This window comes from Aeromonas sp. Marseille-Q7275, assembly GCF_965119515.1.
This window is the reverse complement of sequence record NZ_CBCPLW010000009.1, coordinates 160,883-180,380: the sequence shown is the minus strand read 5'-3', so window position 1 is coordinate 180,380 and position 19,498 is coordinate 160,883. Positions and strand designations below refer to the sequence as shown.

General features: G+C 63.0%; 23 protein-coding genes and 1 other RNA gene. 11 read left to right on the top strand and 13 right to left on the bottom strand.

The window, feature by feature from the left end:
- Positions 1-61: 61 nt before the first annotated feature.
- Together pdxH and ACWPWQ_RS10895 are read left to right on the top strand one after the other, a co-directional pair.
- Positions 62-700, top strand: coding sequence for a pyridoxamine 5'-phosphate oxidase (pdxH, locus tag ACWPWQ_RS10900; protein ID WP_139435254.1), 639 nt, complete (start codon positions 62-64; stop codon positions 698-700).
- Positions 700-1,659 carry a LysR substrate-binding domain-containing protein gene (locus ACWPWQ_RS10895; protein ID WP_454009764.1) on the top strand — a complete coding sequence of 320 codons (960 nt, stop codon included), beginning with the start codon at positions 700-702 and terminating at the stop codon, positions 1,657-1,659. Before pdxH ends, ACWPWQ_RS10895 begins: the two co-directional genes overlap by 1 nt.
- 234 nt (positions 1,660-1,893) lie before the next feature.
- On the opposite strand, the gene ACWPWQ_RS10890 is transcribed toward ACWPWQ_RS10895, so the two are convergent.
- From ACWPWQ_RS10890 to ACWPWQ_RS10880, 3 genes are read right to left on the bottom strand one after another with little or no spacing between them, the layout of a single operon-like run.
- Positions 1,894-3,075 carry a M20 metallopeptidase family protein gene (locus ACWPWQ_RS10890; protein ID WP_454009763.1) on the bottom strand — a complete coding sequence of 394 codons (1,182 nt, stop codon included), beginning with the start codon at positions 3,073-3,075 and terminating at the stop codon, positions 1,894-1,896.
- On the bottom strand, positions 3,075-3,524 hold the full coding sequence (locus ACWPWQ_RS10885; protein ID WP_139435248.1) for a hypothetical protein: 450 nt from the start codon (positions 3,522-3,524) through the stop codon (positions 3,075-3,077). Before ACWPWQ_RS10885 ends, ACWPWQ_RS10890 begins: the two co-directional genes overlap by 1 nt.
- A complete protein-coding gene (locus tag ACWPWQ_RS10880) occupies positions 3,521-4,339 on the bottom strand; it encodes a DUF3100 domain-containing protein (RefSeq protein WP_429109514.1) in 819 nt (272 codons plus the stop codon). The genes ACWPWQ_RS10885 and ACWPWQ_RS10880 overlap by 4 nt, the downstream gene beginning before the upstream one ends.
- Positions 4,340-4,558: 219 nt before the next feature.
- Here ACWPWQ_RS10880 and ACWPWQ_RS10875 point away from each other — a divergent pair, with 219 nt between their 5' ends.
- Both ACWPWQ_RS10875 and ACWPWQ_RS10870 read left to right on the top strand, forming a co-directional pair.
- A complete protein-coding gene (locus ACWPWQ_RS10875) occupies positions 4,559-5,773 on the top strand; it encodes a GNAT family N-acetyltransferase (RefSeq protein WP_454009762.1) in 1,215 nt (404 codons plus the stop codon).
- A gap of 161 nt (positions 5,774-5,934) precedes the next feature.
- Positions 5,935-6,441 carry a GNAT family N-acetyltransferase gene (locus ACWPWQ_RS10870; protein ID WP_139435242.1) on the top strand — a complete coding sequence of 169 codons (507 nt, stop codon included), beginning with the start codon at positions 5,935-5,937 and terminating at the stop codon, positions 6,439-6,441.
- A gap of 58 nt (positions 6,442-6,499) precedes the next feature.
- Here the strand turns inward: ACWPWQ_RS10870 and ACWPWQ_RS10865 are convergent, their stop codons facing one another.
- Positions 6,500-7,000, bottom strand: coding sequence for an SRPBCC family protein (locus ACWPWQ_RS10865; protein ID WP_202046392.1), 501 nt, complete (start codon positions 6,998-7,000; stop codon positions 6,500-6,502).
- Between the two features lie 182 nt (positions 7,001-7,182).
- Here ACWPWQ_RS10865 and ACWPWQ_RS10860 point away from each other — a divergent pair, with 182 nt between their 5' ends.
- Positions 7,183-7,614: a GNAT family N-acetyltransferase gene (locus ACWPWQ_RS10860; protein WP_454009761.1), complete on the top strand. Its 432-nt coding sequence runs from the start codon at positions 7,183-7,185 to the stop codon at positions 7,612-7,614.
- Between the two features lie 156 nt (positions 7,615-7,770).
- Here ACWPWQ_RS10860 and ssrA read toward each other — a convergent pair.
- Positions 7,771-8,130: a transfer-messenger RNA gene (gene ssrA / locus ACWPWQ_RS10855) on the bottom strand.
- Positions 8,131-8,252: 122 nt separating this feature from the next.
- Complete coding sequence (gene smpB / locus ACWPWQ_RS10850; RefSeq protein WP_041206169.1) at positions 8,253-8,741, bottom strand: SsrA-binding protein SmpB; 489 nt, start codon at positions 8,739-8,741, stop codon at positions 8,253-8,255.
- A 240-nt stretch (positions 8,742-8,981) separates the two neighbouring features.
- Here smpB and ACWPWQ_RS10845 point away from each other — a divergent pair, with 240 nt between their 5' ends.
- Both ACWPWQ_RS10845 and ACWPWQ_RS10840 read left to right on the top strand, forming a co-directional pair.
- On the top strand, positions 8,982-9,416 hold the full coding sequence (locus ACWPWQ_RS10845) for an SRPBCC family protein (RefSeq protein WP_139435216.1): 435 nt from the start codon (positions 8,982-8,984) through the stop codon (positions 9,414-9,416).
- Positions 9,409-9,768 carry an RnfH family protein gene (locus ACWPWQ_RS10840; RefSeq protein ID WP_202046383.1) on the top strand — a complete coding sequence of 120 codons (360 nt, stop codon included), beginning with the start codon at positions 9,409-9,411 and terminating at the stop codon, positions 9,766-9,768. Before ACWPWQ_RS10845 ends, ACWPWQ_RS10840 begins: the two co-directional genes overlap by 8 nt.
- An 88-nt stretch (positions 9,769-9,856) precedes the next feature.
- Here the strand turns inward: ACWPWQ_RS10840 and ACWPWQ_RS10835 are convergent, their stop codons facing one another.
- The 3 genes from ACWPWQ_RS10835 to yiaY form a co-directional block, all read right to left on the bottom strand.
- Positions 9,857-10,492 carry an NAD(P)H-binding protein gene (locus ACWPWQ_RS10835; protein WP_454009760.1) on the bottom strand — a complete coding sequence of 212 codons (636 nt, stop codon included), beginning with the start codon at positions 10,490-10,492 and terminating at the stop codon, positions 9,857-9,859.
- A 125-nt stretch (positions 10,493-10,617) separates the two neighbouring features.
- Complete coding sequence (locus ACWPWQ_RS10830; protein WP_005325779.1) at positions 10,618-10,956, bottom strand: outer membrane protein assembly factor BamE; 339 nt, start codon at positions 10,954-10,956, stop codon at positions 10,618-10,620.
- 135 nt (positions 10,957-11,091) lie between these two features.
- Entirely contained in the window at positions 11,092-12,243 is a 1,152-nt protein-coding gene (gene yiaY, locus ACWPWQ_RS10825) for an L-threonine dehydrogenase (RefSeq protein WP_404838049.1), read from the bottom strand.
- A 392-nt stretch (positions 12,244-12,635) separates the two neighbouring features.
- Between yiaY and udp the strand changes: the two genes are divergently transcribed.
- A complete protein-coding gene (udp, locus tag ACWPWQ_RS10820; RefSeq protein WP_025326293.1) occupies positions 12,636-13,391 on the top strand; it encodes a uridine phosphorylase in 756 nt (251 codons plus the stop codon).
- Between the two features lie 131 nt (positions 13,392-13,522).
- On the opposite strand, the gene ACWPWQ_RS10815 is transcribed toward udp, so the two are convergent.
- Positions 13,523-14,251 (bottom strand): RluA family pseudouridine synthase, encoded by a 729-nt coding sequence (locus tag ACWPWQ_RS10815; protein ID WP_454009759.1) that lies wholly within the window; start codon positions 14,249-14,251, stop codon positions 13,523-13,525.
- Positions 14,252-14,425: 174 nt separating this feature from the next.
- Here ACWPWQ_RS10815 and rihA point away from each other — a divergent pair, with 174 nt between their 5' ends.
- Together rihA and ACWPWQ_RS10805 are read left to right on the top strand one after the other, a co-directional pair.
- Positions 14,426-15,361: a pyrimidine-specific ribonucleoside hydrolase RihA gene (gene rihA / locus ACWPWQ_RS10810; protein WP_247626898.1), complete on the top strand. Its 936-nt coding sequence runs from the start codon at positions 14,426-14,428 to the stop codon at positions 15,359-15,361.
- 29 nt (positions 15,362-15,390) lie between these two features.
- Positions 15,391-15,861: a hypothetical protein gene (locus tag ACWPWQ_RS10805; protein WP_139435202.1), complete on the top strand. Its 471-nt coding sequence runs from the start codon at positions 15,391-15,393 to the stop codon at positions 15,859-15,861.
- Between the two features lie 158 nt (positions 15,862-16,019).
- Here the strand turns inward: ACWPWQ_RS10805 and ACWPWQ_RS10800 are convergent, their stop codons facing one another.
- The 3 genes from ACWPWQ_RS10800 to ACWPWQ_RS10790 all read right to left on the bottom strand — a co-directional run bounded on the left by ACWPWQ_RS10800 (position 16,020) and on the right by ACWPWQ_RS10790 (position 18,659).
- Entirely contained in the window at positions 16,020-16,316 is a 297-nt protein-coding gene (locus tag ACWPWQ_RS10800) for a winged helix-turn-helix domain-containing protein (protein WP_202046376.1), read from the bottom strand.
- A gap of 31 nt (positions 16,317-16,347) precedes the next feature.
- Positions 16,348-16,878, bottom strand: a complete 531-nt coding sequence (locus tag ACWPWQ_RS10795) for a DUF1523 family protein (protein WP_139435198.1) — start codon at positions 16,876-16,878, stop codon at positions 16,348-16,350.
- Between the two features lie 158 nt (positions 16,879-17,036).
- Entirely contained in the window at positions 17,037-18,659 is a 1,623-nt protein-coding gene (locus tag ACWPWQ_RS10790; protein ID WP_265436750.1) for a methyl-accepting chemotaxis protein, read from the bottom strand.
- Positions 18,660-18,822: 163 nt separating this feature from the next.
- Here ACWPWQ_RS10790 and ACWPWQ_RS10785 point away from each other — a divergent pair, with 163 nt between their 5' ends.
- A complete protein-coding gene (locus tag ACWPWQ_RS10785) occupies positions 18,823-19,455 on the top strand; it encodes a LysE family translocator (protein WP_139435193.1) in 633 nt (210 codons plus the stop codon).
- Positions 19,456-19,498: the final 43 nt, after the last annotated feature.

Genomic DNA, 19,498 nt, shown 5'->3' with positions numbered 1-19,498 from the left:
TCGCACAATGCCTGCACCCATAGCCGCAGGGGCGGCAAAGAAAGAGAGAAGGAAAATCAAGATGATGGATGTGGCTGATCTGCGTCGTGAATACACCAGGGGCGGACTGCACCGGGCCGATCTGCCGGCCGAGCCTCTCGCCCTGTTCGAGAAGTGGCTGGCCCAGGCGTGCGAGGCCAGGCTGACCGACCCCACCGCCATGGTGGTGGGCACAGTGGATGCCGACGGCCAGCCCTGGCAGCGTACCGTGCTGCTCAAGCACTACGATGCCGAAGGCATGGTGTTCTACACCAACATGGGCAGCCGCAAGGCGCATCAGCTGGAGGGCAACCCCCGCATCAGCCTGCTCTTCCCCTGGCACCCCCTGGACAGACAGGTGCACGTGACCGGCCGGGTGGAGAAGATGAGCACCTTCGAGGTGATGAAGTACTTCCACAGCCGTCCCAAGGATAGCCAGATAGCCGCCTGGGTCTCCAAGCAGTCGACCCGCATCTCGGCCCGCGGCGTGCTGGAGGCCAAGTTCCTGGAGCTCAAGCAGAAGTTTGCCAATGGCGAGGTGCCGCTGCCGAGCTTCTGGGGTGGTTTCCGGGTGCGGATCGAGACGGTGGAGTTCTGGCAGGGCGGGGAGCATCGCCTACACGATCGCTTCTACTACACCCGCGAGGGGGATGGCTGGCACATAGAGCGACTGGCCCCCTGATGAACATAGCCAGGCTCAAGAACTTCACCGAGATAGTGAAGAACAACTTCAACATCTCGGCGACGGCAGAGAAGCTCTACACCTCCCAGCCGACCCTCAGCAAGCAGATGAAGATGCTGGAAGACGAGCTGGGGCTGGCGCTGTTCACCCGCAAGGGCAAGAACCTGGTGGGCCTGACCCCCATGGGGGAGCAGGTGATGGAGCTGGCCAAGGGGGTGGTGGCCCAGGTGGAACAGATTGGCCAGCTCTCCCTTGGGGATCAGCTGGCCACCAGCGGGGTGCTGCGCATCGCCACTACCCACACCATGGCCCGCTACAAGCTGCCGTCGGTCATTACGGAATTCTCTCGCCGCTACCCCGAGGTGAGCATACAGCTGCATCAGGGGGCGCCGGCCCAGCTGGCGCAGATGGTGCAAAACGGGGATGTGGAGATGGCCATCGCCACCGAGTCCATGCACCTGTTCGACGAGCTGGCGACCGTTCCCTGTTACCGCTGGGGGCGCGGCGTTGTGGTGCCCCACGGTCATCCGCTGCTCGACTGCCAGCCGCTCGCCATGGCGGATCTGGCCCGCTTTCCCCTCATCACCTATGTGTTCGGTTTCACCGGTCGCTCCAAGATGGACAAGGCGTTCGGTCGTCATGGCCTCAGCCCCCGCATAGTGCTGACCGCCACCGACAGCGACATCATCAAGCACTATGTGCGTCTCGGCATGGGGGTCGGGGTGATCGCCACCTCGGCGTTCGACGAGGGGGACAGGGAGAGCCTGGTCTGCCTCAACATCGATCATCTGATCGCCTCGAGCGTGGCCCATGTCTGCCTGCGCAGGCATGCCCACCTGCGGGACTACATGTACGACTTCATCCACCTCTATGCCCCCCATGTGAGCCGGGAGACGGTGCAGCTGGCGCTGCTCAACCAGGGGACGCCCGCCCCGTCGACGACCCTGCCCTGGTTGTAGCGCCGGATCCGTGCTGCGGCCCTGAACGACAGAGACAACTAGCCGGGGCTGCGATGCAGCGCGAAATGGCAGAGGCAAAAAAGAGAGGCCATTGGCCTCTCTTTTTTATTTCCGTCGGGTGACTCGGCTGCCCTGGTCGCCAGATTGACAAAGATCTGGGCTCCCACCAGCAGGCAGTCATCATCCAGGTAATAGGGATTGGCATGCAGGTAGTTGCAGAGCCCCTGTTGCCTCTCAGGCTGCCCTGGTCGCCAGATTGACAAAGATCTGGGCTCCCACCAGCAGGCAGTCATCATCCAGGTAGTAGGGATTGGCGTGCAGGTAGTTGCAGATCCCCTTGGCCTGGCAGCCGCTGCCGAGGAAGAACATGGCCCCCTTGCGATCCGGGGTGGCGTTGATCATGTAGCTGAAGTCCTCGCTGCCGGTCATGGGCTGGCCCTGTGCATTGATGCCCTCGGCGGGCAGCACCTCGGCGGCGGCTTGCAGCAGGCGCTCGCAGGCCTCGGCATGGTTCTCCACCGCCGGGTAGCCGGCATGGACCATGGTGGTCTTGAAGCCGCGCAGCTCGCTCTGGGCGATGAGGTCCCTGAAGCTGTTTTTCAGGATCTGGTCGGTTTCGGCGTCCATGGCGCGGATGGTGCCACGGGCCTGCACATGATCGGCGACGGCGTTGGGAATGGTGCCACCGTTGATCATGCCGCAGCCAAAGACCGCCGGGCTGAACGGGCTGGTGCGCTTGGCGACTATGTAGTCCATGTCCTCGATGATCCGCACCGCCTCGCGGATGGCATCCAGCCCCTTGTGGGGGGTGGAGCCGTGGGCCGAGATGCCGTGCACATCCAGGGTCCAGGCCGAGCCCCAGGAGGACATGACCCCCTGGTTGAACTTGATGGTGCCCGTCTCCATGGCGCCGTCGTTGTGCAGGGCATAGACCTCGTCCACCCCCTTCATGCAGCCGAGCTCCACCATCTTCTCGGCCCCCGGCACCCGCATGTCCTCCTCCGCCATCTGGAAGATGACGCGGACGTTGTAGCGCAGCCGCTCTTGGTGCCCTGCCAGGAATTTTGCCGTGGTCAGGGCGATCGCCATGTGGGAGTCGTGGCCACAGTTGTGGGCCATTCCCTCGTGGGTGGACTTGAACGCCACCTCGCTCATGTCGTGCATCTCCAGGCCATCCATGTCGGCGCGAAACGCGATGGTGGGCAGCGCAGGGTCTATGTGCAGATCCCCGTGAAAACCGGTGAAGCCCGGGTACAGGGTGATCTGGTAGCCGAACTCTTCCATCAATCCCCGGCAGTAGGCGGAGGTCTTGAACTCGGCCCCGGAGTACTCCGGGATACGGTGCAGGTGGTGGCGCACCTCTTGGCTGAAGTCGCACAGGGCAAGCAGGTCAGGTTCGATATGGTAGTGGTTCATCAGATGATCCCTTGAATGGAGAAACCGAGCTGGGCAACCAGGGAGGCGCCGAAGAAGCAGCAGGTGGAGACGATCATGAAGATGAGGATCACCTTCCACGACATCTTCTTGAGCTCCTCGAGCTGGCCGCCCACCGAGAGACCGGCGAAGGCCAGCAGCGGCACGCAGCAGGAGAGGAAGGAGATCCTGGCCACGGCGTCAATGAAGAGGCCGCGCACCGGGGTCTCGGGCAGGCAGATGAGGATGCCGATGATGGTGGCATAGGCAAAGGCCGGCAAGGACGAGGGCAGATAGCGCTTGGCCACCAGGGAGGCGAACACCACCAGGGACATGGCGACGAAGCTGTCACCCATGAGCCAGAGCGGGGTGCCCGTGGTCAGGGTCTGGGTGAACATGGCCAGCAGGATCGCCAGGAAGACGAAGCGCATATCCATCACGATGCTTTTCATGCTTTCTCTCCTTTGGTAGAGATGGCGAAGATCTTCTCGGCAAGCGGCAGCCCCAGGTAGGTGAGGGAGAGGGCTCCCAGCGCCGACGAGAGCAGGTTCGAGGCGGCGGCTATGCTCAACACCTGCTGGGCCAGCGCCTCGTCGAGGCCGTTGATCAGGGCGCCGGAGGCGGCGCTCAGCATGGAGCCAGAGCCCACGCCGGAGCCGGCGGCCAGCGCCAGCGGATGCAGACCGGTAAGCGGGGCGATACTGCCGAGCACGCTGAACCAGAGGGTGCCGATGACGGAGCCGCACAGGTAGATAGCCAGCACGCCGATGTACTCCTGGGAGCCGGTGCCGAACCTGCCCTGGATCACCGCGACCGAGGGCTCGCGGCTGATGGAGGAGCAGGCCCCGATGGCGCGGCGGCCGAAGCCGAACTTCACCGCCAGCGGAATGGCGATCAGGATCGGCAGCAGGTTGCCTATCTCCTGCAGGAAGAGCGGCACGCCGACGCTCAGGATCATCTTGAGGTTGGGTATGATCATGCCCGCATACTGGGTGCCCAGGATCAGCAGGCTGAAGCCCACCATCTTGCCGCAGAAGGCCTCTTCCTTCTCGCCAAAGAGGCGCTTCCAGCCGGGGATGCGATCCTTGACGGGCTTGGCGGAGACCATCATGCCGATGATGACGGCAAAGAGCATGGGCAGTATGGGGATGATGGCGATGCCTATCCTGATCTCCTGTTTCCCGATGAGGTACTGGGCCACGAAGATCAGCAGGGCGGTCGCCAGGGTACTGACTAACACCGTTTTGAGTGGGCTGGTTTGCTGCATAGTGTGTTCTCTTGTTATGCGTTGTCATTCACGAGCGGCGCCAGCCGCAGCGAGATGGGGGCATGATAGGAAGGGCAGGGGGGCATTAATGTGACCGCCATCAAGCTGGCCATATGGCATTTTTTCATGGGGTATGCCGTTTAACCACGCTAAAGATATGGGTTAACAAACCATTAGCAGCCGGTTATGCTGCGCCGTTCGGCGGTCGCAGGGGGAAGCATGGAACTGTTGATAGAAGAGGCGCTCTGGCAGCCCTGCTGGCAGGAGGCGCTGCAGGGGTGGCAGGGGCAGGGCAACCGTTGGCAGTTGCTGCGCGGCAGGGGCGGCGAGCAAGGGGCAGTGACCCCTGCGCCCTGGGCCCGCTGTCCGCCCGACGGCATCCTCTCGGCCAGCGGCTTGCTCGCCGCCTGGCTGGGGGAGGATGAGTCGCCCCTCATGACGGCGGATCCTAGCCGCCAGATCCTGATCTCTGCCTCCAGCGTCCTCCTGACCCTGGCCAAGGAGAGCGGCCTGCTCACCCTGGGGCCCAATGGGGCGGACATGCGCCTCGGCGCCGATGGGGATCTGGCCGCCGCACTGCAACGCCTGCTGGCCCGGCGTCTGACCACGCCCCTGCTGCGTGAACCCGGGGGCGCAGCCTCCCCGGCCCTGGTGCTGCGGCCGCTGCAAGCCGCCGACGAGCCGGCCATACTGCGCTACTGCTCGGATGCGGCGCTTGCCCGCTACACCCTCAACATCCCCCACCCCTATCCACCGGAGGCGGCCCGCGACTGGCTCGCCATGAGCGGGCGCAAGGCCGCCCTTGGGCTGGGGAGGACCTGGGCCCTGACATTGCCCCCAGGTGATGAGCCGGCCCCTCTGCTCGGGGTCATCTCCCTGCACTGGCACGGCGAGCTGGCCTGGTGGGTGGGTGTCCCTTGGCAAAACCGCGGGCTGGCCACCCGGGCGGCGCGGCTGGTCAGGGCCTTTGCCTTCGAGCAGCTGCGCCTGCCTGCCCTGACCGCCCGCCACATGCCGGGCAACCTGGCCTCCGGCCGGGTGATGGCCAAGCTCGGGATGCGCCATGGCGGTCGGCGGCCCGGGTCGGCACGCCAACCCGCTGAACTGGATCATTGGCGGCTGGATCGCCCGCCGCACCTGCCGGATGGCCTCAAGGGGGCGCTGGCCCCCTGGCTCGAAGACGATCGGGTGGCGGTGGCCATCCTCCATGAGGACGAGATCGGGGGGCAGGAGGTGGCGCTCTTCATGGAAGGGGCCGAGGCGAGCGGCGAGCGGCGCCTCCCCGAAGGGCTGACGGTCAGGTGCCATCCGCTCGCCTGGCTGGCGCCTGAGGCCCCCGGAGTGCAGGCCCATGGTGGCGGCGTCCTGCTCAAGGACAGGGACGAGCTTGGCCTCGGGTATCTGCTGCGATTGCTGGGGGAGCCTGGTGCTTGATGCTGGCGAAGCCGGTAGGAGGAAGGTGCATGGCGACGCTTTGTGCACGAATGGCCATTCGTTTTCCTGAGTCAGCCCTCCCATTTTCGGATAAAGGCACTCAAGTCCGGGGCCACTTCTGTGAAATAATGGCCGCCCTGCTGTACGAGGAGTAACCCTGTATGTTGAGAACCGAGCGTCCCGGCGACATGCTGCCAGTCTACGAGCTGGTGAGCGCCGCCTTTGGTCGTCCCGACGAGGCCGAACTGGTCAATCGCCTGCGCGAGTGTGGGGCCGCCGTGGTCACCATGGTCGAGGAGGAAGAGTACGAGTTCATGGGGCACCTGATGCTGAGCCCGATCACCATTGACGGCCAGGAAGGTCCCTGGCTCGGGCTGGCGCCGGTGGCCGTCCATCCGGACTGGCAGGGGCAGGGCATAGGCTCGGATCTGGTGCGGGAAGGGCTGGATACGGCGCTGGAGATGGACTGGAAGGCGGTGGTGGTGCTCGGCGATCCGGCTTACTATGGCCGCTTCGGCTTCAGGCCCGCCAGTGACTTCGGCCTGCACTGCATCTACGAGGTGCCCGCCGACTGCTTCATGGCGATGGAGCTGCAGCCCGGGGGACTGGCCGGCCTGCGGGGCGAGGTGCTCTACCACCCCCTGTTCGACGAAGAGCCGGTGGAATAACCGCCTGAATGCCATAGAAAAAGGACCCGTACAGGGTCCTTTTTCATTTCAATCCCCCTCACTGGGCCAGGGATTTCAACTGCTGTTTGCCCGGCGGGTTGTTCCAGTCGATGGGGCCGTGGGTGAAGCGATACTGCAACCTTGGCAGACTGAGCTCCAGCCACTCCTCCCTGAAGTAGGCATAGCCCAGGTCCCAATCCGGGTCATTGGCCCAGCCGGTTTGCAGGAAATAGAGCCGGGTGCCCTGACCTTCGGGCACGAAGCGCAGGCTGACCTGGGTCTTCTGCTGACGGATATGGGGAAACTGGGGCGGGAAATTCCAGCTGAAGCTGAGCAAGTCATGGGGCATGACCGCCATCACCCGGCACCCTTCACTGCCGCGCTCCCCCAGCGGGGCTTCTGGCCTGAAATAGATTTCGAAAGGACCGTTGGGTTCCGGCACCATCAGACACTCCGGCGCCAGGAAGCTGCGCAGACCGCTCTCCGTGGTCCAGGCCCGCCAGACATCGTCGATATGGGCGGGTACCAGAATGCTGCCTTCTATTTGCTTGTTATCCATAAATCAGTGAACCTCAAACCAGTCATGGACGGGACCCAGGCAGTATAGCCCCTAAGGCGACAAAATAGGCAGCCCTGCGTCACAGCATCATGTATTCAAGGGGGTCCATATTGCCGATTTGACAGCGCGGCGGGATCCATCGAGAGTGGGAGGCAGTGAGCAGGCAAATCAAGGATGTCTTCATGATCAGAATGATGCGAGATGCAGATGAACCCATGCTGGCGCAACTGTTCCTCAAGGGGAGGCGGCAGGCCTTTCATTGGGTCGAGCCCTCCCTGTTTAGGCTGGAGGATTTTGCCGAGCAGACCCGGGGTGAGCAGATCTGGGTGGCGGAGAAGGGCGGTACCCCCTGCGGATTTGTCTCCATATGGGGCCAAGACAGCTTCGTGCATCACCTCTATGTGGTGGCCGACTGGCATGGGCAGGGAATGGGGCGGGCCTTGCTGGCCGCCGGGCTGGCCGGACACAAGCCCCCGGCATCCCTCAAGGTGGCCACCCGCAACACCACGGCGCTGGCGTTCTATCACCGGCTGGGTTGGGAAAATACCGATGAAACGGGGCACTGTGACATCACGGGCCCCTGGCGCAGACTGATCCTGACATCCGGCGACTAGTCTCCCTCGCGAGACCCGCCCTTTGCCACGGCAGAGGGCGGCATCAGGGCCATTCCACCCTCCACAGCCCCGACCAGGCTGCCAGCGCCGGCTCAGACATGAACGCAAGCCATAAAAAAAAGGCCACTTCCTGCGAAGTGGCCTTTTCCAAACGTTTGGTGGAGCTGGGGGGATTTGAACCCCCGTCCAAAATTACTACATCCTCGGTACTACATGCTTAGTCACTCTTTACATTCGCCAACACGCTGCGGAGAGACACGCCACGCATTGACTAGCTCGATTGGTTTTAATGCTTCCGCCCCGAGCAGGACTTCCACACGATCCTGTGAAGGATGACCTTCCAATTCCCTAGGACACAGGCAAGCTAGGGGAGAAGGGCTCAGCGCAGGTTATTAAGCTGCGAGTGCGTAGTTTTCGTCGTTTGCGACTATTTTTTTGCGGTTTGTTAACGAGGCCTACCGCACCTCGGCATGCACCTTGGGTTTCGTGAATCTTGTCGAATCCAGAATCAGCCCCAAGTTGTCAAAAGCGATTGTACGCAAAAATCCTGCCATGGCAAGGCGTTGATGGCAATCGACCGGCACGGGCCGGTCGATTGCTGGTTTATTGGTCGCCGCACGGGCGCTGGCGGCGCACAATCAACCGCGGTTCTTGTTCTTCATGATGCGGGCCTTCTCCCGGTCCCATTCCCGGGCCTTGGTGTCTTCCCGCTTGTCGTGCTCTTTCTTGCCCTTCACCAGGCCGATCTCGACCTTGACCCAGCACTCTTTCCAGTAGAGCGCCAGCGGCACTATGGTGTAGCCCTGACGGGCAACCAGGCTCTCGAGCTTGTCGAGCTCACGGCGGCTCAGCAGCAGCTTGCGGGTGCGGGTCGGGTCACACACCACGTGGCTGGAGGCGGCGTTCAGCGGCAGGAAGCTGGAGCCGAACAGGAAGGCTTCGCCCTGCAGGAAGATGACATAGGCTTCGCTGATGTTGGCCTTGCCCGCCCGCAGGGATTTGACTTCCCACCCTTGCAGGGACAGACCGGCTTCCACGCGCTCTTCGATGAAGTACTCGTGGCGGGCGGTTCTGTTGAGTGCAATGGTGCTGGACCCGGCTTTGTTTTTACTGTTCTTTTTGCTCATGACGGGGGCCTTCGGCAATGTTTAGGAAGGCGCATTATACGTGGGTGGCGGCGGCTGTAAAACGCGCAACCACTCGAGTGGCGGCTTTGTGAGCAGTTCGGTGATGTTTTTGGCTGGCAAGGTGGGGTAAAGCTGGTCATCAGGGGCGGCAATTGCGCGCGTGGCGGCCAGGTGAGCAGTTTCGGCGGTGATTTTGGCTGGCAAGGTGATAAAATCGGCCCGATTGGATGAGGAAAGCCCATGCCCCGTATTACTCGCAGTGCCCTGGTGATGTTCAGCGCGGAACAGATGTTCCGTCTGGTCAATGATGTTCACGCTTATCCCGAGTTTCTGCCCGGTTGTGTCGGCAGCCGCGTTCACGAGACCGGTGAGGACTACATGATGGCCTCGGTGGATGTGGCCAAGGCGGGCATCGCCAAGACCTTTACCACCCGCAACCAGCTCGATACCAATCGACGAATCAAGATGGAGCTGGTGGAAGGTCCCTTCAAGACGCTGGCGGGCTGGTGGACCTTCACGCCGCTGGACGTGGATGCCTGCAAAGTGGAGTTCGATCTCGACTTTGAATTTACCTCCAAGCTGATCGAGCTGGCCTTTGGCCAGATCTTCCGTGACCTGGTGAGTTCCATGGTGCTCGCCTTCTCCAACCGCGCCAAGGTGGTCTACGGTGTCTGATCTGCTCAATATCGAAGTCGCCTATGCCCTGCCCGAGCGACAAACCGTGCTGTGCATCCGGGTGGCCCCAGGCACCAGCGTGCTGGCTGCCATCGAGCAGTCCGGCATAGTGCAGAAGCACCCGGAGATCGATCTCTCGGTCAACAAGTTCGGCATCTACAGCCGTCCGGTCAAGGGGAGCGAGCCGGTGCAGGACGGGGATCGCATCGAGATCTACCGCCCCCTCATCGCCGATCCCAAGGAGATGCGCAAGAAGCGGGCCGAGAAGGCCAAGGAGGAGGGGCGGGCCGACGTGGTCACCGGCGGACGCCCCGACGTGCACCGCAAGCGGGACGATGGCGAATCGACCTGATGCGGGGAAGGCCGAGCAATGAAAAGAGGCGCCATGGCGCCTCTTTTCTATTGGATGTTTTGCCACAGGGGCTGCACTGGCCTGGGCCTTACAGGGTGAGCAACCGCTCGTTCTGCACTATCTCTACCCCCTGAGCCTGGTTGGCGAGCACCGTCATGGCATGGGCCACCTGGCTCGCCTCTATGGCCCGCCAGCGCCTGAGGGGCCCTTGCAGCAGGGGCTTTATGCAGGGATAGATGGCCTGAACTATCTGCTCGGAGCGGCGCGAAGGCTCGCGATGGCCGAGCAGCATGGCGGGGCGCAGTATAACGAGTCGCTGCCACGCCTGGGCCAGCAAGGCCTGCTCCATCTCGCCCTTGGTGCGGGGATAGAGGGCGGGAGAGTGCGGGTTGGCCCCCAGGCTGGAGACGACCAGCAGGCGCCGGCAGCCGTGGCGACGGGCGAGGGCGGCAAAGGCCAGCACATAGTCGTGATCGACCCGGCGAAAGGCCGCATCGGAGCCGGCGTCCGTGCGGGTGGTGCCGAGGCAGCAGAAGGCCATGTCGATGGTGCCGGGCAGCGCCACCTCGTCGAGGTGTTCGAAGTTCACCGGCAGCCAGTGCCGGTTGGGGGCTGCCTCGCCCGGCTGGCGGCAGAGCAGGGTCAGCTGGTGCTCGGGGCCGAGCTGGCGGATGAGGGCCTGGCCGACCAGGCCGGTTGCCCCGGCGATCAGGATCTGGCTCATGTGATCTCCTTGAGGGGATGATGAGGGGCGTTGACGTCCTTGATCATGGTTCAGGGAGCGCCCCTGCGACACCCGATCGAATGCCAGACAAGAGAAAACCGGCCTTGGCCGGTTTTATGATGCTGTCAGAGCGGGGTGGTGAAGGCGGCGGGGAGGGGGAAGTCACCCGTGGCGGTGGCGAGTCTGTCACCCACGAAGTTCAGGGTCAGCTCCTTGCGCTCCTTGTCACCACGACCAGGCTGGAACTCATAGAGATAGTACCAGGTGTTGGGGTCAAAGCCGTCGCGCAGCATGGGAGAACCCAGCACGAACTCGACCTGCTCGCGGGTCATGCCCTGGCGCAGCTTGTCGACCTGCTTTTGTTCCACATAGTTGCCCTGAGGAATATCGATGCGATAGACCAGGCTGCAACCGGACAGGGTGAGGGCGGTCAGGGCCGCGGCAATCAGGTGTTTCATCCGCATATCGGGTTCAGATCATCCATACAGTCTTTTTTAGCTCGGCAAATCATACCCACTCCCCGTGCGGAAGTAAAAAGCCATTGATCCTCCTGCCAATAAAAAGGGCCGCGTGGCGGCCCTGACACACAATGGCGCGTCTCACATGGCGGCGCGGAAGATGGCGACTATCTCCTCATGGCTTGCCTGCCTGGGGTTGGTGAAGCCGCAGGCATCTTTCAGGGCGTTGCTGGCCAGGATGTCGAAGTCATCGGCCCTGACCCCGAGCTGCTCCAGCCCGGCCGGGATCTTTACGTCCAGCGCCAGCTGCTTGATGGAGGCAATCGCCGCCTCGGCACCCTGCGCGTCGCTCATGGCGCTCACGTCCACCCCCATGTGGCGGGCCACTTCCTTGAGGCGGGCGGCGCTCACCCGGGCGTTGTAGGCCTGCACATGGGGCAGCAGCACGGCGTTGCAGACCCCGTGGGGCAGATCATAGAAACCGCCGAGCTGGTGGGCCATGGCGTGTACATAGCCGAGGCTGGCGTTGTTGAACGCCATGCCGGCCAGGAACTGGGCGTAGGCCATCTGCTCGCGGGCCTGCAGGTCGTCCCCCTGGTTGACGGCGGTGCGCAGGTGCTTGGCAATCAGCTCGATGGCCATCACGGCGCTGGCATCGGTCACCGGGGTGGCGGCGGTGGAGACATAGGCCTCGATGGCGTGGGTCAGGGCATCCATGCCGGTGGCGGCGGTGAGACCGGCGGGTTTGGCCAGCATCAGCTCGGGATCGTTGACCGACATCAGCGGGGTGACGTGCTTGTCGATGATGGCCATCTTCACCTGACGGGTCTCGTCGGTGATGATGCAGAAGCGGGTCATCTCGGAGGCGGTACCGGCCGTGGTGTTGATGGCGATGAGCGGCAGCTGCGGCCTGGCGGAGCAGTCCACCCCTTCGTAATCCTGGATGCTGCCCCCGTTGGTGGCCACCAGGGCGATGCCCTTGGCGCAGTCATGGGGGGAGCCGCCCCCCAGCGAGATGACGCAGTCGCAGCCATGGGCCTTGATCATGGCCAGACCCGATTCCACGTTGCTCATGGTGGGGTTCGGCCTGGTGTCGTCGAAAACTGCGCTTTCAATGCCATGTTCTGCCAGCAGGCTGGTGAGCCTGGTGACCACCCCTATCTGGTTGAGGATCTTGTCGGTGACGATCAGCGCCTTGCGAAAGCCATGACCCTGGATGTCGGCCGCCGCTTCTTGCAGGCAGCCCGCCCCCATCAGATTGACCGCGGGAATGTAGAACTTGAATGTCGCCATGGTGGACTCCGTTTGATTAGCCATTAAGTGGTATACGGGCGTCAACATAACAGCGTCAGAGGGGATGAAAAGGGGTCAATGGTATCTGATTGGCAACTTTATGGACTCGATCACGGACCGAAAAACCGGGGCCAGACGGGGATTGACAAGGGTGTTTGCCTCTTGTTCGGTGTAAAAACGTTTTTCAAGAAATTCATCAAGTTAGCAAACGTTTTGCCGGTTTTTTAGCGCCTCGGATGCGCGGAAGTGTGAAGCGCGTCAAGGAATTGGAAAGCGCTTTCGACCATAGTTGGCGCCTTCCCCGATGGAGGGAAACAGGCTCGAAAATACCATAAAGAATCACCTTAACTGCGCTCGGCTGCGAGGCGGCGGGATGCAACCAGGAGTCCACTATGTCTGATGTATTTCACTTGGGTTTGAAGAAAGCGGATCTGCAAGGCGCCACCCTGGCGATCGTTCCCGGTGACCCCGAGCGCGTGAAGCGCATCGCAGAGCTGTTGGACAACCCTGTGCACCTGGCCAGCCATCGTGAGTTCACTACCTGGCGCGGCGAGATGGACGGCAAGGCCGTGATCATCTGCTCCACCGGCATCGGCGGCCCGTCCACCTCCATCGCGGTGGAAGAGCTGGCCCAGCTGGGTATCCGCACCTTCCTGCGCATCGGCACCACTGGCGCCATCCAGCCGCACCTGAACGTGGGCGACGTCATCGTCACCACAGGTTCGGTGCGCCTCGACGGTGCCAGCCTGCACTTTGCACCCATGGAGTTCCCGGCCGTGGCCGACTTCGACTGCACCACCGCGCTGGTCAACACCGCCAAGGAGCTGGGCTCCACCCTGCACGTGGGGGTGACTGCCTCTTCCGATACCTTCTACCCGGGTCAGGAGCGTTACGACACCGTATCCGGTCGCGTAGTGAGCCGTTTCCAGGGTTCCATGAAAGAGTGGCAAGCCATGGGCGTGCTGAACTACGAGATGGAGTCTGCCACCCTGCTGACCATGTGCTCCAGCCAGGGCCTGCGCGCCGGCATGGTAGCCGGTGTCATCGTGAACCGTACCCAGCAGGAAATCCCGAACGCCGAAACCATGGCGAGAACCGAATCTGATGCCATCAAGATCGTGCTGGGCGCCGCCCGCAAGCTGATCTGATAGCACCACAAAGAGTGGGGGGTGGGGGCCGTTGCGAAAGCGCGGCCCCTATCTTTATCCGCCGTTTGCCCTGTTCCCCTTTGCCTCTCTGTGTTTTCCCCTCCCAATGTGTTTGATGTCGGCCAACGTCCCTAGAAGGGGGCGGCACACTTGACGGCCATCGGCTCGCCGCTCACCGGATGCACGAAATCCAGCGCGCTGGCATGCAGCATCAGCCGTGGCGCCTGCTCGCAACCCGGCAGCACCAGACCGCCGTAGAGATCGCAGCCGAGTATGGGGTGACCCAGCCACTGGCTGTGGATGCGCAGCTGATGGGTGCGGCCTGTCTCCGGCACCAGGCTGACCCGGGTCAATGGCAAGGGCTCGCCCCTCGCGCCCTCGCGCATCAGTCGCTCCACCACCCGATAGCGGGAGCGGGCGGGCTTGCCGCTGGCGCAGATCTTCATCAGCGGGAAGATCGCCGGATCCTTGGCGATGGGGGCCTCGATCACCCCCTCATCGTCCGCCAAGTGGCCGCACAGCAGGGCGTCATAGGCCTTGCTCACCGCCCGCTGGCTGAACTGCTGGCACAGCATCCCGTTGATGCCCTTGTCTCTGGCCACCACCATGAGACCCGAGGTGCCAAAGTCGAGGCGATGGACCAGGGTGCAGCCGGGGTAATCCTGCACCAGCCGATAATGCACCGAGTCGAGGTTCTGCGGGTTCTTGCCCGAGAGGCTCAGCAGGCCGCTCGGCTTGTTGATGAGCAGCAGGTGTTCATCCTCGAACAGGGCCTCTATTTGGGCATTGCAAGGGGGGGCGATAAAGGTATCGACGATAACAGACATGGGGCGCACGGGCTGGAAACGGGTGGCGATCATACTCCAAGCGGTGGCGCGGGGCGAATCGGCGTGAGCTAGCCAGATCCTGCCTGGGGTATCTGGTGGCAAGTGATTGATAATGCAGGACGATGCCGTTTTGTGACCCCTTCCCGAGTTCATTCGGCGCTGGCTTGCTAAGGTATGGCTCCCTGTCATGTCGTAAGGAGCCTCTCCATGGCGTTGCCCGTTATTCTCGATTGCGATCCCGGCCACGATGATGCCATCGCCCTCATCCTGGCGCTGGCGAGCCCCGAACTTAAGGTGCTGGCGGTGACCACCAGCGCGGGCAACCAGACCCCGGACAAGACCCTCAACAACGCCCTGCGCATCCTCACCCTGCTCGGTCGCCACGACATTCCGGTGGCGGCGGGGGCACCCAAGCCGCTGATGCGCGAGCTTATCATTGCCGACAACGTGCACGGGGAGTCGGGTCTGGACGGCCCCACACTGCCGGATCCCGCCTTTGCGCCCCAGGCCATGACGGCCCTCGAGCTGATGGCCAAGTGCCTGCGCGAGAGCCCGGAGCCGGTCACCCTGGTGCCGACCGGTCCCCTCACCAATATCGCCCTGCTGCTGGCGGCCCACCCCGAGTTGAAATCCAGGATTGGCCGCATCGTCTTGATGGGCGGCGCGGCGGGGGCGGGCAACTGGACCCCGGCGGCGGAATTCAATATTTATGTGGACCCGGAAGCGGCCGATATGGTGTTCAGCGCCGGCATTCCCATCACCCTGTGCGGGCTGGATGTGACCCACGAGGCCCAGGTGATGGACGAGGATATAGCGCGGGTGCGTGCCATCCCCAACCCGGTGGCCCAGTGCGTGGCGGACCTGCTCGACTTCTTCATGATCTACCATCGGGATCCCAAGTGGGGATTTGCTGGCGCGCCGCTCCATGACCCCTGTACCATCGCCTGGTTGCTGGCGCCGTCGCTGTTCCATGGGCAGGACTGCTGGGTCGGCATAGAGACCCAGGGCAGGCATACTGTGGGGATGACGGTGGTGGATCGCTACGGGCTCACCGGCAAACCGGCCAATGCGCGGGTGCTGCTGGGGCTGGACAGGGTCGGTTTCATCGATCTGCTGGTGGGGCGCCTAAGGGCATTTGACTAAGTTCTTCGACATCGGATAAGGGGTTGGGCATGTGGAAAGGGACGTTGGCACTGCTGACATGTATGCAATTGACGGCCTGTGCCACCCCCTTCGAGAGGATGTGGCAGGGACTGGCGACCTGCGATCTGGACGATCTCCATCTCGACAGCGAGAGCGGTGAGCCGTCCCACCCGCTGCTCAAGAGCTTCACCCCCGACAAGACGTCAGACGGCTTCGCCTGGTACAAGACCCACCAGGAGCTTCATGGCCTGCCCATCACGGGCTTTCTGATCCCGGCCTCGACCTTCGAGGTGCACGCCCTGTTTGTGGATACCCCCATCGCCAATGCACGCAGGCTGACCCACAACGCCTATGGCAGCGAGTTTGCCGACGAGCAGAAGCACGACAGAGGGGAGGCCCCCCTGCTGCTGCGCGATCCGGGCAACCCCAAGCGCTCCATCATCGACTGCACCCGGGGGGAGTCGGCGGAGCCGCTGCCGGAAGAGTCCTTCCCGGAATAGGGAAGGACATTCTGATGACCATGAGAGAGGGGAGCCTGGGCTCCCCTCTCTTTTTATCTGTTGCCGGCTAGCCCTCAGGGATAACCCAGGGTCTGCTTGATGACAGCCAACTGGGTCGTTATCCACGCCGGATTGGTTGATCCCCTGGTCATCCCTGTTCAGGGATATCCCAACGTCCCCTTGATGACCGGCAATTGGGCCTTGATCCAGTCAGGATTGATGGGCCCCCAGTCGCTGATGCGGTAGTGGCCCTGCAGGTGGCGAGCCCCCTCGGTCTGCTCGAAGGCGCAGCTGATATCGAGTTCGGCCAGGGCGCTCAGGGTATCCTGGGCGGTGCGCCTGGGCATGCCGGTGGCGGCCATGATGGCGGGCACCGTGTCCGTGCCCTGGCTGATGAGGTGAGCCACGTAGAGGCGGCGATAGAAGCTGGTGCGGGTCTTGCTCGGTTCGCTCATTGCCCGTCTCCGCCTGATGCCGGTGTGCTCCTCATATCTCGTCCTCGAGACGGTCGAAGTAGCGCCAGGTGGCGATGGCGGCCTTGCCCATCACCAATGCCCAGACGCCGAACCAGAACCAGCGGAAGAAGCTCCAGGTGGAGGCATCGGGCTGGGTGCTCTCTATCTTGGTGACGTTGGGGAAGAGGGAGAACATGTTAACCCGCCAGCCGTAGGAGGTGATGATGGCCAGGCGCTTCTCGAACTCCATGGACTTGGCCTTGGCCTGGACGTCGGCGGCATTGAACTTGAAGTAGAAGGGCCAGCCCCAGCCGGTATCTTCATTGCGGAACACCCGGATCTTCTCGCCGGGACGCTCGGTGTAGATGTAATAGACGTCGGTGATGGGGCCATCGGCCGGGTTCTTCTGGCTGATGGGACCATCCTTGTCGGTGCGCTTCACCTCGACCCCCGTGATGGTGGCTATGGTGTGTTCCGGCAGATAGAAATCGAGCCAGAGCGCGGAGAGCAGGGCGACGAGGCCCAGCGTGATAAAAGCGGGTTTCTTGAACTTCAGGCTCATGGTGTTCTCTGGGTGAGGGGGAATGACGTGCCTCTACCATACCCATATTTGCGGATGCAGCCCAGCCCCTAATGGCGCCTTGTGGGCAAAAAGCCGTTTTAAACACGAGGGGGCAGACCCCGGGGCGGGGCCCGGAGTCTGTCAACGAGAGGGGAGTATTACAGCTGGAACTGGGCGAGCTGCCTGCGCTGCTGCTCGGCGAGCTGTGACAGTTCGTGACTGGCGGCGGCGCTCTGGCTGATGCCGGCCACGTTCTGGTTCACTATCTCGTGGATGTTGGTGATGTTGCGGCTGATGTCGGCGGTGACACAGGATTGCTCCTCGGCGGCGGTGGCCACCTGGGCATTGGCGCCATTGATCTGGTTGACCGCCTCCGTGATGCCCCCCAGCAGCGCCTGCACCTCGGCGGAGAGGCGCTGGTTGTGGCCCAGGATCTCCAGGGTCTCCTGCACGCCGCTGTTGGCGGAGAGGGACTGACTCTGCAACTGCTCTATGATGACCTGGATCTCCTTGGTGGAGTCCTGGGTCCGCGCCGCCAGCAGGCGCACCTCGTCGGCCACCACCGCAAAGCCTCGGCCGGTTTCACCGGCGCGGGCGGCCTCGATGGCGGCGTTGAGCGCCAGCAGGTTGGTCTGCTCCGAGATGCTCTGGATCACCTCTATCACCTTGCCGATCTGCTCGGACTGGGACTTGAGCCGCGCGACCACGGTGGCGGCGTTCTCCAGGCTGCCCGTCATGCGACCATTGGCCTGGATGCTCTCGGCAAACAGCGCCAGTCCCTGCTCGACCCGGCGGTTGGCGTCCCGCGCCAGCTCATCGGCCAGGGCGGCGTTGTGGTTGACGTTGTCCGCTGTGCTGGCCAGCTCGGTGACGGCGGAGGCCACCTGCTCGGTCTCGCTGCGCTGCTGCTGGGCGTTGGCCTCGGACTGGGTCATGACGGCGGCCAGCTCGGTGGCGGCGGAGGCCACGTTGCCGCTGATGCCGGTCAGGGCATGGATAGTGCTGCCAAGCTGGCTCAGGGTCTGGTTGATGTCCTTGGCCAGCTGGCCCAGCTCGTTGTTGCCTTCGGCCTTGGCGCGCACGTTGAAGCGACCGAGGGCGACGGCGTGCATCACCTCCTGCAACTGGCCTATGGGCTGGACGATGCGACCGGAGAGCCACCAGCCGCCGCAGAGCGCCGCGACCAGGGTGGCCCCCATCAGCAGCAGGGTCTGCAGCAGGGTGGCATGGTAGTGGGCCTGCTCCTGGGCTATCTCCTGCTGGATCAGCTGATTGATGTGGGCAGAGAGGGTGTCAATCTGCTTGATGAGCTGCTCCCCCAGCTCGCGAAAGCGCAGCCGGGACTGTTCATAGCCGGCGGGCTCGCCACTGCCTGCGTGCTTGGCGGCCAGCAGCGGCAGCATGTTGCTGCGGGTATGGCCGAGATAGGCCTGCAGGGCCGCGGCCACCTGGCCGTTGTCCTGCTCGGCCCCCGGGATCACCAGCCGCGACAATATGGTGCCTATCTCCTGCTCGGCGGCGGAGAGCTGGCTCGGCAACTGGGCGAAGCGCGCCTGATCATAGAGGCCGTAGATGGCGTTGGTACGCAGCCGGTAGGTGGCGTGGATCAGGGCGGCGATGTCGTCCTTGTGGCGGGTGACGCTGGCGGTGGTATCGTTCATGTCCTTGATGGCACCGTCTATCTCCTGCTTGCTGATCACGGCCATGAGCAGCATCAGCAGGCTGGCGAGCAGTAGTGGAATGAGAACTTGCAGACGAATGGACAGATTATTCAAAGACATGAAAGATCCTAACCCAAAAGAGGAGTGAGGCGGCATCTTACACAGGCGCGACAACTCTTGTCACAGGGTTTTTAATGCTGAATTCTTGCTGAACGCAAAGGTTTTTCTTGTGTTAAAAGAGTGTGATAGGCAAGATCGACTGCTTGTTACCTGGAGGTGTAGTGTGTCTCACTGGATTGATCCCGCCATCTTGGCACTCTTTATTCCCACGTTTTTCTTTGTCTCCGTGACCCCCGGCATGTGCATGACCCTGGCGATGACCCTGGGCATGAGTCTGGGGGTGCGCCGCACCCTGCACATGATGTGGGGGGAGCTCATCGGCGTCGGCCTGGTCTCCGTGCTCTCTGTGGTCGGGGTGGCGGCCGTCATGCTCAACTACCCGGCCCTGTTCTCGGCCTTCAAGTACGTGGGCGGCGCCTATCTGGTCTGGCTCGGCATCCAGATGTGGCAGGCCAAGGGCAAGATGGCGATTCCGGCGGATCTCTCCGCCGGCCAGGAGACCAAGCCGCTCGGGCTGGCGCTGCAAGGCTTCGTCACCGCCATCGCCAATCCCAAGGGGTGGGCCTTCATGGTCTCCCTGCTGCCCCCCTTCATCAATGCGGCCAAGCCGATGGCCCCCCAGATCAGCGCCCTGGTGGTGCTCATCCTAGTCATCGAGTTCTCCTGCCTGCTGCTCTATGCGAGCGGTGGCCGCACCCTGCGTCACTTCCTCGCCAAGAGCGGCAACGTCACCCTGATGAACCGCATCGCCGGCTCGCTCATGCTGTTTGTGGGCGTCTGGCTGGCCTTCGGCTGAGGGGATAGGAATGAAAAAGGCCACCTCCCTGCCGGGAGGTGGC